Genomic DNA, 12943 nt, shown 5'->3' with positions numbered 1-12943 from the left:
ACTCCTAGTAAATTGTTAAGATTATTATACTTTATAAACTCCCAATTCTCTGTGTCCATTATTTAGACTAACATCACCTATTTACATATTACAAAATCGTACTCAACAAAGTCTGAACAAATAAGATTTTTTTAAATAGTGATAAATCTAAAAATCCATAACTCACCACTGCTAGAATTTGAGGACGTATCAGAAGTGAAATGAGATTCAACTACATATATCGAGCTCGTAATATATGACCACCCTGCAACAGCTGAATGGACTAAAACTTCATCGTATTTCATTAATTTTTTTCAGATTACTTCCTAAAGGACTTGCAATATTTCTAATTACAAGACCATGCGTTAAAACATAGGCTTAAATTTGCTCAAGAAGTTTGATGCAGCCTAACCTCTCCCATTCCCACACTGTACATATGACCATCCATTTCCTACAAAACGAATACAACCATTTTATGCTGTAAAGTAGCAACTGGTTTGTTGATGGTGCCTTCTTTACAACCAAGCCACTTTTACTCTCTTCAACATCATTGAAATTCACTAAAATAATTCCTTTTATTTACTGTATAATATTGCTATAAAAAAGGAGGTGAACTACATATGAAATGGGAAAATTCAGATAATATTTCTGAAACTTTAGTTGATGGTTTATCAGCACAACTATTCAATACTGACTATACTATTGACATCATCAATAAGAATAGTGGTTCTGAAAATTTTTTCACATTTTTGCCAGCCTTCAAAGATGCTCTTACAACTCCTAGGTCATCCGAATTATATGGTTTGGCAGATTTCCTTCCCTATTCTTTAAAGCAAGAAGAGTTTAACAAACAAAGTCAACAATTAGTTTCTGAAATTCTTAACTATCAATTTATTGATTCAACACAACCTAATAGCTTAGGACATACAGTCAATAAAGTACACTCAATTGAGTATGATACAGAAAATCAAACATACACATTGGATGTCAGTGTAGTTGGTGTACTTAAATGCCCAAAGATAAATTTTCCAGCGCCATCAGTGATTTCTAAAAAATATACTAGTCAATTTTAGGGACATCTTATATTTTGCACTTCCAACAACACGAATGGGTAAAAAAATGCCAAAGCGTTAAACAACAATTTGGCATTTTTTAACAAATGGGCGATGTATGCCCCAAGTTAATTACTTTTATTACGTTTGAGTTGGTTCTCAATACCAGCCCGATCAATTTGAATCCAATATTCTGCTATTTTTTCTTCTTCAATTCTATATACTGCGCTTGCTATTTCAATAACTGGAAGATTTGTCGGCTGATATCCATCGACTTCTCCGACATGGGTACCAACTTGTTTCCAGCGTACATATACTTTATTACCTTGCACCATAAACTCTTGGATTTCTAATGAAAAATCGCCATATGTTTCTACCATTTCTTTTACATGGTCCGCATAATCTTTGGGTGTTCTAGTAACCGTTAATTCTTCTTCAGAAGTAACTTGGTGTGCCAGTACTTGGTCTGCCATTAATTCAGTTGCGTAATCAGGATTATTTCCTGAACGTACTTCTTCAAAAAATTTTTTAACTATTTGCTCTGGTGTCATTTGGGACCTCCACTCCATTTATACATTTTGCGAGGATAACAATATCTCCCCATACTTCATAATAATTCGAGAGGCTATAAATTGAAATCATATTCTATAAATTACACGCTTAAAACCACACAAAGCTCTGCCCCTCCTAAGTGTTATAATTACTTTCTAACAGCCAATAAAAGGGGATAAAACAAATTCTTAATTGTATGTGACAATAAACACTACGCTTTCTTTGAAGCAATTTTCTATATATTTCATAACGAGATGAAATCATGGAAAACGTGAAACAGATAAATAAAATTGATTGTCTGTTATTTTTATGTACTTTCAACTCTTGATTACCTAAAATGGTAATTGAGAGGAAGTGTACATAAATGAGAAATTGGCGAGGAACTAAAGGATTTGTGATCTCGTGGTATATATTATTTTTGATATGGTTAATTTTCTTTATTGTTTACCCAGGTGTTTTCAGTTTCATTTTCGTAATATTTACCGTATTTGGCTCTTTATATAATCATATTAATTATATGAAGGCTGTTCGATTGCAAAACACCCATAATGTAAAATCTATTGACCTAAATAAATAAAGTAAACAAAAATAGACCAGGCTCAAAATTAATTGAGTACCTGGTCACACAGTCAAACAGGAACAGCAGAACTATCTAAAATAATTTAACACATATCAAAACCATACTCCTCAATTAAACGATCAATGATCATAGTACTATTCTGTATATACAGTAAATGTGATTCCTGATAGTACCTTCATTAACCGCCTGTGCAATTAAGTTTTCCCTATCTCCTTATTCACTCTGGAAAACAATATCCTTTTCATATACGATAATTTTCTTTCCATCTTTATCAATCACTGATTTTACTGGAATCATCCCTTGTCTCTTCCAAAATCGATGTCCTGGTTCATTTACGTCAATAACCCCTAAACGAAAAGTTTTCACTCCTCTTTCTTGCATGATAGTATAAAATAAATCCATCACTTCGTTGCCATATCCATGACCTTGCGCATCCTTATGTATTTGTAATAGTCCAAGCCATGGATAACCGTCATTTGGATTTTTCATCAGCAATTCAAGTATACCTACATATTGATTGTCTTTTTGTATTAGAAAACGCTCAGCCCCTATTCGTTGGGATTCTTGGATTATATCCAAGATTTCTTCTTTCGTATAAACATCTTTGTTCTTTGAAATTTGGTTAAAAAAATAATCAGAATTTAAAATAGTTACTTCTTCATCAAGTAATTCGGGTTTGGATTTAACTAGTTTCATAACAAATGACCCCCTAAGTATTTCTATAATGTCAACAAAAATATTATGGTTTATACTCCACCCTTGTTTACAAATCCATCAGATAATTCCTCTATTGTTAAACCACTTCCATTCATAAGCAACAAGCAATACCCTCCCATATATAATAAACAATATATTATATGTTTATTTATTTGTAAACAAAAATAATATTCGTTCATCTATAGTAACAATAAAAACCAGGTGCTCATATTTAATGAAATATAAGGTAGATGGACGTGAAGGATTACAAGAAGCGACTTCATGTAAATTCTATTCAAAATCGTTAAAATAAGCGGCTGCGGAAGACCACATTAAATTAGAAATTTATCGTTTAATGCAGGTGAGTGGGTTGAAGTTCCGCGATTTGGCGAAACCTTATTGCAAATTAGCAGTGCAATATAGGGCAGAAAATAAATTAAATCGGTCATTTACATCGCCCAAATGAAAAATGATGTAATATATAGAACAATGATGAGAATATTGGATTGATTAAATATTTCATAGTTAGGAGACGATTATCATGACGTTAGAAGAAAAAATAGTGCAATTAACTAGAGAGACTCTCGTTGATTTAGTAAACCTTCGTTACGACAAACTTAAAGAAAAGAACAAAATTAACGAAGAAACTGAGGAATTTCTAAGGGGAGTTTTTCAACTGGAAGGTACTCTTACTTTACCACCTAGGGATGAAGAAATGGACATAGACTTATACGAATTTAATGATAATAGTGGAATTGGTACAGAAGTAAGGTATTTATGGTTTGACGATGAAGAAAGCCAAATAGTACTTTTTTGTGAAGCTAAAACAAATACTGAAAAACTGAGATAACTGAGTTTTATATCGAAACCATCGATGTATAAAAAGGGCAATTAAGCAACTTACCAATTACTCCATCATTTGCTCGACAATACTCTCTTTAAAATTTCGAGTGTATGACTTAACCCCAATTTCTGCCTAATCCAATACATAGAATGACCATCAGTTGAGAATTTATATCTCTCTGTCACCCAAGACTCTGTCTAGAAGCCTTTAAACTTTTAATATAATTGGATCACCTACAATTGCTGCTTTTGGTAGTGTGGCATTGATACCGTATTGTGCCGTTTTTGCCCCAACGACCATTTTTTAATGGTGTCACATTCACTTGATGATGAAGAATTGAAAGCTACAAAAATTCTTTCAACTTTAATTAAATTTAAATAGCTCTCTTTTTTTATTCAAAATTGGGGTACAAATTGGGGTACAAGCGTAATTTGTACCCCAATAACGTTGATATATAAGCGTTTGTAAGACTACCTAAATATATTATGCTCATAAAGGTAATCATATGATAGATCGACAAACAAGTATTCATGCTCGTTAATGGCGATAGAAAACGTCCTTGTGATTTCCCCAGTTTCAATATCCCGATATAACTCAGAAATTTCTCCGCTTTGATCATTGCGCATCTTGATAATGGTTTGTAGGAAATATGGGCGCCAGCTCCAGTTTTTATTGATTGCTCTTGGCTGTAATTCCCACTTCCCATCTATACGCATGATGTTGGGTGATAGTTGGAAACCGTCCTCATTACAAATATAAAGACGGAACGAATAATGATCTAATAGTTGTGCTAAATGCTCCAAATGAGAGATGCTATCACTAGAAGGTTTTACTCGATGGATAATTGCTTCAAGCTCCTCTCTCAGCTTTTTTAGCTCAAAATATTGTGTCTCTAGCATTTTCTTCTCAGAGGTAATAAATTGCTGACATTCCTCTTTGAACCGCTCCTTTAATATATCCTTCTCAACAAATGTTATTGCAGGGTTTGCTAAATAAGGCCCTTGATAGTACCGTCCTCCATTTTTCCAGGCAAATTGTAACTGATAGACAGTTTCAATTCCTTCAAATAAGAGGTTTGCTCCAATTTTATAGGCTAGCCCTCCTATTGCTGAAATCATATCGGATTGAGCGGACCAAGAATCATAATTTAAATCTCGTGTATTGACTTTTAGAATTTGTGGGGATAACAGTGCAATATGCTCTAGATGACTCTCTGCACCGACTTCCTGAACAGCAATTTTCACACCATACGTCGTAAAGTAACGCAATGCATGGTGTAATTTATGGATATCCCCTAAAAAACGATGCTCCGAAACGACCAATACAATCCGGTGGAAATCTTCTTCTCGAATATATTGCTGAATAATATTAAAATGACTCTCTCCAAAATCTTGCATTAAAACATTGGGATTACTTGGGATATATATATCAAGCTCTGGTGCAATTTCGTCTATTTTAACTAATGCAGCATGCAAAATTTTATGTTCCATGTCAATACGATACTCCTCTGGAATATCTTCATTATTAACAAAATCCTTTAGATTAATTTGTTGACCCTCAATTTGTAACTGTCCGGAAATTTCGTAGGCAATCACCGTATGCGCATCTGCGCTAAATATCGGTTGAAAATACCCATGTATTTGATCTAAATTTGTTAACACTTCAATTGCGTCCATTGTCGAAACCTCCATACATGAATAACCAAGTAACCGTTATTCAAGAATAGCATTACATTCACAGCTTATTTGTAAAAAAGCTCTCTGACTGTATCATAATTTGTTTACAGTAAATTCGCAACTTCACTTGCCATAAATTGTTCAAAATTAATAGTGGAAAACTTTTTATAGCTCCTAGCAATTACTTCTAACACAAACACTTTTTACAGAAATGAAATCCTACTCTGAGTGATTTCACTTTATCACTATACCTTATGCAGTAAGTCTTGGTGTAAGTCGTGATAGCTAAGGATAACTCACCTATTTCCTTGTCATTATTCATTCGTTCACCCATTATTTTGGACGATTTTACGAAAATTTGGTTCGGTGGTAATCTTTTCTCCAACCATTCCAAATAAAAAGCAGTATTCCTATGCATGGATTTTAAGCCCTACAGGAATACTGCTTATAACTATTCTGACATAAAAAAATACCAAATAATAGCAATCGTCACTAAAGATAAAATGACAGCAATTGTGACCCGAAGCGGTGAAATTGGAGCATCTCCACCTACTTGACCGGTTTGTCCGTTCACCATAAAACGGAATATTTTCTCTTTGTAACGGAATGAGGACAGCCAAATCGGTAACATTAGATATTTATATGTAATATCATCATGTGTAGTAGAAAAACGTAAACTAGATACAACGTCTGCATTTTTCTCCCAACGAATTTTAGAAGTGATTTGTGCATGTAAATGATCATGAATTTCCTTCTTCGCTTGGCCCCAGCCATCCTGCAAACCAATACTATATCGTTCTGATAGAAAGCCAGCTACATATTCTGGTTTATAAGCTTTATTATTAAGTAGATTGAAGGGTTCTATTTTCCTCATCATATTGCGATCATATCGAGTGGTTGCACTAATTAGATGATCATCGATAAATTCCTGATAAAAACCGCTCGTTGAATACCAGTCTGTTACAGTTTGAGTTTTTCCATCCTTATCAGTAACTGTACGATGTTTACCATATCTTGCAGAATACCTTGAGCTTGTTTTCGTATCAAAAGTCCAATAAGGTAAATATACACCTTTAAAGGAGTCAGGTTTTGCACTTATTTTTGCCGCTCTAGGAGTAAACCATCTTCCTTTAATCCATTTTTGAAAGTTCTCACCAGCTTGCTTATCGGTAATTTCAAAGGCGCAAACCCCATTTGGAGCTAATGTATTTTTTGCACTTGCCTCCATTACCTGATTAGAGCCACAATAAGGACAACGATCAGCTACCTGTAAAGCATCATAAATTGTTTCCGCTGCGCAAGCCTCACAGATAACTGTTTTTTTCTCAACACCCCAGTTAAAATTTCCACGTTCTTCAGCCATTGCAAAGTCCATTTCCTGGGCAACTTTTTCTTCTTCCTTTTCTGGAATTGCAATTTCAGACTCATAGCCACAATAAGGGCATGAAAGTTTACCGCTTGCTGGATTAAATTCAATAGAGGCACCACATGATGGACACTCAGCATCGAAATCAAGCTTTACTTGTTTAACATTTTCAGCTTCTTGTGTTGACATCACTAGTCATCCCCTTACTTAATGTCATTTTCATCGAAAACATCTCCACATTCAGGACAGAATTTTGGAGGATTCCCAGGATTCTCAGGCTCCCAGCCACATTTATCACAAGCATACTGCAAAGCCTCTGAAGGTTTTTTGCTTCCACATTCACCACAGAATTTACCTTTGTTGACAGCACCACATACACATATCCAACCCTCTTCATGTGGCTTTGCTCCCCCACAGTTTGAACAGAATTTCCCTGTATTCTCATGGCCACATGCACATGTCCATACACCAGAAGCTGAAGTTGCTTGACCCTGTGCAGCAGCTTGTGCCATTTGAGCTTGCTTATTTTGCTCATTCATTTGATAAAGCTGACCAGCGTTAACCCCACCAGCCTGTGCTGCCATATTCATACCCATAAAACCAGCCATTGCGCCACCCTCGTTATTTGCAGCTGCAATCATTGCTTCCGCCTGTGCACCTGTTAAATGTGCCGCTGCCATACCCGGATCACGCATCACTGCATTTCGTTGCAATTGCTTAATCATTGCTTCATCTTCTTCAGATGCTTTTAAAGAGCTAATACCAAATGAGACAACAGCTAATCCACGAGTTGCCAGCCACTTTTCTGATAACACTTTATTAAGAGCATCTGCTAACGCTACTGTATGTGCAGGAATTTCACTATAGCGTACTCCACTTGCGGAAATATGTGCAAAAGCTGGTTGTAACGCAGTCATTAGCTCCGTTTTCAGTTGACTATCAATGGCATCCCTCGTGTACTCACCTTCAACATTCCCACAAACATTTGTATAGAATAATAATGGATCAACAATTTTATACGAATATTCACCATGACAACGAATGGCAATATCAATATCCAAACCGATATTACGATCAATCACACGGAATGGAATCGGTGCTGGTGTCCCGTATTTATTACCTACGATTTCTTTTTTATTAAAGTAATACACACGCTGATCCTTTGCTGGTTCACCCCCAAATGTAAATCGCTTGCCAATCTGCTTAAATGTTTCCATAATTCCTTGAGATAAATCACTGCCGTACATAATGGAAGGCTCAGTGGATGTATCGTACACATACTCACCAGACTCTGCAGAAAATTCTACTACCTTCCCCTGTTCAACGATCATCATACATTGTCCTTCATTAATGGCAATAATAGAACCATTGCTAATAATATTGTCGTTGCCCTTATTAGAGCCGCGTTTGGAGGTACGCTTTACACCCTTTTCAACCAGTACATCCGATGTAAGAGAATCACAGTAAAAATACTCACGCCATTGATCTTCCAAGACGCCTACTAATGCGCCTACTCCTGCTTTTAATAATCCCATAAAATTCCCACCTTCAACATCTATATTTAAGCTTATTTTATCATTAAAAATAATCTAATCTCTATGTAGTACGCAAGATTAGACAAATTGTTTCATATTTTTTAAAACTACTGTAAAAACAAAACGAGGTTACCCAATGAAAAATCATTTAGCGTAACCTCGTTATTGATGATTATGAAAGCGCAGCGATAGCTACAAGAACCCAAGCAATGATAAATAGCAGTCCACCAATTGGCGTAATTGCACCTAGCTTTTTAACACCTGTTAAGGCTAATACATATAAACTGCCAGAGAAAAACACAATACCAGCAAACATTAAGTAGCCTGCCCAAGAAAGTATACTAGAAACACCTAAAAGGGCATCACTCGATAAAATACCAAGACCTAGAATGCCTAATGAGTGGTACATATGATATTGCACAGCAGTTTCCCAAATTGCCGCATAGTATGGAGACGAAAACTTATCCTTTAGAGCATGGGCTCCAAAGGCACCAAGGACAACACCAAGTCCAGCCAAGATAGCTCCTAAAGCAAGTAAAATTTCCATATCTCGTTCTCCTATTTCGCCTCACGCGCGATTTCTTTATATTTCGCATCCCATGCTGGATCAATTTTACTTAAAGACACAGGACGCAATGTGTCTTTATGTGCAAGGATATGTACTGACTGTGCTGTCGCTGCAATCGTGCCGTCTTCATGTAAAATTTCATAGCCATATGTCGTACGCAGACGGTCATGCTTTTCAACCCATGTTCGTACAGTAGCTACTTGACCATAGTGCATCGCAGCCTTATAAGAAATGGATAAATCCATAACAGGAGACACATACCCGTCCTTTTCTAATGCTGCATACTCAAAGCCAGCATCACTAACAAGCTGTGTACGTCCAATTTCCATCCAAATAATATAGTTCGCATGGTACACCACGCCCATTTGGTCTGTCTCAGCATAGCGGATTTCAATTTGTTTTTCACTTACAAACATTTTCTTCACCTCGTCCTACATTATAGCGTAAAAGTGTTGATTTAGTGGGGTTTTTGCTCTAAATCCGGAAGTTGAAGTATTTGGCTTCAGTAATTTGTAGAGATCAAGTATGATCAGTTAATTTTTCTGGATCACCCATTCTTCGTATAGTCACTGATTGTTACAGCACCAATACTGTTCATTTTTACAGTATCACCATAAGCCTTAATTGCCCTTCATAATCCCTAGTAGGCTCTTTTCTGTTGCAGTAGACAATGCTTGGTTCCGCGCGCTGCTTCTTTTTGAGATTGCTAAAATTGTTTTGCTTCCTCCCATTTTGGTGGGTAACGCTTGGAAACCTCATCTTCTAATTTCTTTGGAAGATTTTTAGTTTCAGAGATTTTAATAGCATCCGTTATTCGAGTATCAATAAATGATTGTAAACACTTCTTACCTTCGTCATTGTCGTTTACATATGATTAAACCAATTCAAATGTCAATGAGCCCCTTCACCGTTTCCTCCTGGTACTGACTCCGGTGTAGATTCATGCATTGGCTTTGGATTAGGAGTTACTTCTCCCACAAACGTCTGAATATCTAAAGGTTTTAAAGTTTTAAGATTGAATGGATTGTATTTCATGTTTTCCGCTTTGCCAAATTTAGTTATTCCTGTGAATCCCTGAACTGTTCTAAATGGTAGGATTTCGAAGAACCATATCCACCGACAAGGAGTTGAGATTTCAACGCGATTCGAAAAGGAAATCTTCGAAATGTGGATTTACTTCTTTCTCTACTTCTGTCGTCATTTACTCAACTCCCTTCATGGATACAGTAGCTTAATTACTGTCAAGTTATTAATTATTGGAAATATAAGCAAACATATAAGCAAAAAAATATATTTTAAATAAAATATAGAAAATCGTAAAAGGAGAGATTTTTTTGAATCCGTGTGAAAAAAATTGTTCATGCGAACGTTGTAAAAAATGTGGTATTCCATCAAGAGTAATAAAAGGGATAGAGTCATGTGAAATAGGTCAATTACCTACCCCAGCATACGGGAATTTTTTTCAAACTGGTTTTATAGATCTTACCAACAATCAACCTATGCCGTGGAATGGTTTAGGTGAAACCGCTGGGATATCTTTAGACCCCGATACAGTGACTATCAAAGTTACTCAGGCTGGTGTATATTACGTCAATTACCATGTAAATGTTCAGTTTTTTCCTAGTTTAGGTACTACAGCACAAACGGCAATATTCATAAATGAAGTTCAAGTCAATCCCATTCAGACCAGATATGGTGCTACCAACCAAGAGACTGACAGGGCTGAATGTTCACCGTATTCAGGAGGAACAATTATATCCATCCCTGCCAGCGGAAGAGTTCAACTAAGAAATGTAGGTCCAACCTTTAGAACTTGCGATGGAGGGGTTTTTCTAGCTGCCTCAATCAATCTGATTAAAATAAATTAATCAAATAAAAAGGTCGATTGTCATTTTAAAAAATAGACCTTATACAATTTATTAATATTGTCTCTTTAGATAGAAACTTTTAAAAGAAGCCATGTGTATAGCAGCAGAGTCCCGTTTTAAAATAGATTTGATAGATTAGGATTTCCTTTGTTTCCAACAGCGGAGGTATTGCCTTTTTGGGCTCCTAGCTGCTTTTCTTCGGTTGTATCCCTCGACCATTTCTCGCGGCGCTTATGGATTGAGCTATATTTTATGCTTTTCAGCAAGATCAACCAGTGCAATCTTCATGGTTTCCCACCCTATTTAATTTCATTCCAATTGCAATATTTAATAAACACCACCTCGAACATTTTTTAATAAAAAACACCCACATTAAGGGAATGCTTTAAAACTTTTAATTTTAATACGAAATCTTACTACTTGTGCCATGTTAAAGTAGCACTTCCAACGCCCTAGTAGCATTCAACGAAGCTACGGCTTTTTTATTTTTAAAATCTATTTCACAGACAATTCACTATACAAACACAGCTATCATGTCATATTAATAGTAATGTAAAGCTAATTTAGCCTTACACCTCCGAATTTTTTTACTAAGGGTCACTCCTATCCCAGGTGACCCTTTTTTATTGACTTATCTCACAAAAATATATTTTTTAATGCTCATAGCTGAATAGTTTAACAACCCTACTCCTTCTCTGCAGCCAACATAATATATAGTAAAAAGGAGGTGTTTTTTATGGGATACTACTGCGGCGGTGGTGGCGGTTATGGTAATGGCTCATCATTCGTTCTAATTGTCGTTCTATTTATTCTTTTAATTATTGTTGGCGCTACATTCATGACTGGATATTAACATTCCTTAAGGGTCACCCCCCAGCCTAGTGACCCTTTTTTAGTTTCTTGCATCAGTTGCCTAACCTTACCGAACATTTTGAATTGTTCATTTTTGAATTCTCTTTTTTATCCTTTTGATTAGTTGTACTTTCATTTTGCTGTTACTTGGAATGTTTAGTGTCCTTCTAATTTATAAGTGAAGGTATCTTTCAGTTTGTTTTTACCTCAAAGTGTGGCCAATCAATATTACCTGTCCTAGTGCATCCCCATGAATTTCTAGCTTTTTAGCCTATTTAAAGTATGAACATTTAACTATCCTTTGGAGCTGAAGCCCATTCATTAAACTTGGATGTTATCCAGTCACCTGAAATTGACTGCATAAAAGAAAAACCAGAACGGAGAAATCCATTCTGGTTATAAAACATTTCATAATCTTTTTGGAGGATATGATCGATTTTTCACTTTATTTAGCAGCCCATATATCGATTTCTATTTTAATATCCGGTAAACCTAGTGCCGACACGTAGGCAATGGTCATTGAGGGATAAGAATCACCAAACATAGTATCCCATTTGTGATCGAAATAATCCCAATCTATTTCCTCTGTTGCCCAAATGTTTGCCTTCACAACATGTGTGGCATCCATTCCCTCAGACGCTAAAATAATTTCGATATTTTTTAGTGTATTGACGATTTGTTCATATATAGTTGTCGGCAATTGATCATCATGCCCTACACCGATTTGTCCAGAAAATGCATACATTGTCGCATCTTTAGGAATGATTGTTACATGGCTATATTTCCCAACAGGATTTGGCACCTGCATTGGATTTTTTCGAACTAATTTTGATTTCATTGATATAATCTCCTTTAGGTTACTATTTTTCTAAAAAAGGGCAGACTTCTCCCTTGAACATCAATTTTAGAAAAAAACAGCAGTGGAGAATCCTATACCCATACTTAAAAAACGAATAGATCTTTTTTTCATAAGAATTCTCCTCCTTTACCTAAAGTTACCTTTACTTTACCATTTCTAGCCTAGTTAATCAAATAAACAATATATTTTCATAATTTTTTAATATTATTTCACTTATAATGTTAGATTGGAGATTTACTCTCATTTCTATATAGAGGTTACTCCTTAACATTAACTAAAACCACCCATAAAGTGGTCTTTAACATATTTTTTTACTACCAATTCACAAAATTCATCACAATTCTTCCTAGAATACACTATCTCAATACTTTAATCAAAGCTCCAAGTTCTTGATTTCCGTAGCCTGCATCTAAAGCCCTCTTGAAAAGTCCATGGGCAAACATCGGAAATTCATCATTAATTTCTGCTTCTTGGGCTTGTGCCATAAAAAGGGCGACTGGATAGTCATGTCATTCT

The 12943-nt window shown here is 35.6% G+C and carries 13 protein-coding genes and 1 pseudogene; 4 read left to right on the top strand and 10 right to left on the bottom strand.

The features are described 5' to 3' along the window. The first annotated feature begins 599 nt into the window (after window positions 1–599). Window positions 600–1052, top strand: a complete 453-nt coding sequence (locus tag AC2CGN_RS18130; RefSeq protein ID WP_484515373.1) for a hypothetical protein — start codon at window positions 600–602, stop codon at window positions 1050–1052. 107 nt (window positions 1053–1159) lie between these two features. Here AC2CGN_RS18130 and AC2CGN_RS18125 read toward each other — a convergent pair whose 3' ends face one another. Together AC2CGN_RS18125 and AC2CGN_RS18120 are read right to left on the bottom strand one after the other, a co-directional pair. Continuing rightward, window positions 1160–1582: an ester cyclase gene (locus AC2CGN_RS18125; protein WP_484515371.1), complete on the bottom strand. Its 423-nt coding sequence runs from the start codon at window positions 1580–1582 to the stop codon at window positions 1160–1162. Window positions 1583–2376: 794 nt separating this feature from the next. Further along, entirely contained in the window at window positions 2377–2859 is a 483-nt protein-coding gene (locus tag AC2CGN_RS18120; RefSeq protein ID WP_429981978.1) for a GNAT family N-acetyltransferase, read from the bottom strand. A 541-nt stretch (window positions 2860–3400) separates the two neighbouring features. Here AC2CGN_RS18120 and AC2CGN_RS18115 point away from each other — a divergent pair. Beyond that, window positions 3401–3709: a DUF7668 domain-containing protein gene (locus AC2CGN_RS18115; protein WP_484515369.1), complete on the top strand. Its 309-nt coding sequence runs from the start codon at window positions 3401–3403 to the stop codon at window positions 3707–3709. Between the two features lie 464 nt (window positions 3710–4173). On the opposite strand, the gene AC2CGN_RS18110 is transcribed toward AC2CGN_RS18115, so the two are convergent. From AC2CGN_RS18110 to AC2CGN_RS18085, 6 genes and pseudogenes are all read right to left on the bottom strand, one after another. Continuing rightward, window positions 4174–5379, bottom strand: a complete 1206-nt coding sequence (locus AC2CGN_RS18110; RefSeq protein WP_484515367.1) for an EAL-associated domain-containing protein — start codon at window positions 5377–5379, stop codon at window positions 4174–4176. A gap of 451 nt (window positions 5380–5830) precedes the next feature. Continuing rightward, window positions 5831–6934 (bottom strand): TFIIB-type zinc ribbon-containing protein, encoded by a 1104-nt coding sequence (locus tag AC2CGN_RS18105; protein ID WP_484515365.1) that lies wholly within the window; start codon window positions 6932–6934, stop codon window positions 5831–5833. Window positions 6935–6948: 14 nt separating this feature from the next. Continuing rightward, the gene (locus tag AC2CGN_RS18100) at window positions 6949–8280 is read right to left on the bottom strand and encodes an SPFH domain-containing protein (protein ID WP_429985435.1); all 1332 of its coding nucleotides are present in this window, start codon (window positions 8278–8280) and stop codon (window positions 6949–6951) included. Between the two features lie 172 nt (window positions 8281–8452). After that, window positions 8453–8827 carry a DUF423 domain-containing protein gene (locus AC2CGN_RS18095; RefSeq protein ID WP_429981982.1) on the bottom strand — a complete coding sequence of 125 codons (375 nt, stop codon included), beginning with the start codon at window positions 8825–8827 and terminating at the stop codon, window positions 8453–8455. Between the two features lie 11 nt (window positions 8828–8838). Further along, window positions 8839–9264, bottom strand: coding sequence for an acyl-CoA thioesterase (locus AC2CGN_RS18090; protein ID WP_054770740.1), 426 nt, complete (start codon window positions 9262–9264; stop codon window positions 8839–8841). Window positions 9265–9933: 669 nt separating this feature from the next. After that, window positions 9934–10049: pseudogene (locus AC2CGN_RS18085) on the bottom strand (hypothetical protein); the annotation flags it as partial. Window positions 10050–10182: 133 nt separating this feature from the next. Here AC2CGN_RS18085 and AC2CGN_RS18080 point away from each other — a divergent pair. Together AC2CGN_RS18080 and AC2CGN_RS18075 are read left to right on the top strand one after the other, a co-directional pair. Further along, the gene (locus tag AC2CGN_RS18080) at window positions 10183–10716 is read left to right on the top strand and encodes a hypothetical protein (RefSeq protein WP_484515362.1); all 534 of its coding nucleotides are present in this window, start codon (window positions 10183–10185) and stop codon (window positions 10714–10716) included. A gap of 736 nt (window positions 10717–11452) precedes the next feature. Beyond that, the gene (locus tag AC2CGN_RS18075; protein WP_286924276.1) at window positions 11453–11569 is read left to right on the top strand and encodes a YjcZ family sporulation protein; all 117 of its coding nucleotides are present in this window, start codon (window positions 11453–11455) and stop codon (window positions 11567–11569) included. 444 nt (window positions 11570–12013) lie between these two features. On the opposite strand, the gene AC2CGN_RS18070 is transcribed toward AC2CGN_RS18075, so the two are convergent. Then, complete coding sequence (locus tag AC2CGN_RS18070; protein WP_429981984.1) at window positions 12014–12406, bottom strand: RidA family protein; 393 nt, start codon at window positions 12404–12406, stop codon at window positions 12014–12016. A 377-nt stretch (window positions 12407–12783) separates the two neighbouring features. After that, window positions 12784–12912 carry a hypothetical protein gene (locus AC2CGN_RS18065; RefSeq protein ID WP_484515359.1) on the bottom strand — a complete coding sequence of 43 codons (129 nt, stop codon included), beginning with the start codon at window positions 12910–12912 and terminating at the stop codon, window positions 12784–12786. Between the last annotated feature and the right edge of the window lie 31 nt (window positions 12913–12943).

Source organism: Lysinibacillus sp. DFXJR4, assembly GCF_057196045.1.
This window is presented reverse-complemented; position numbering and strand designations above follow the sequence as displayed.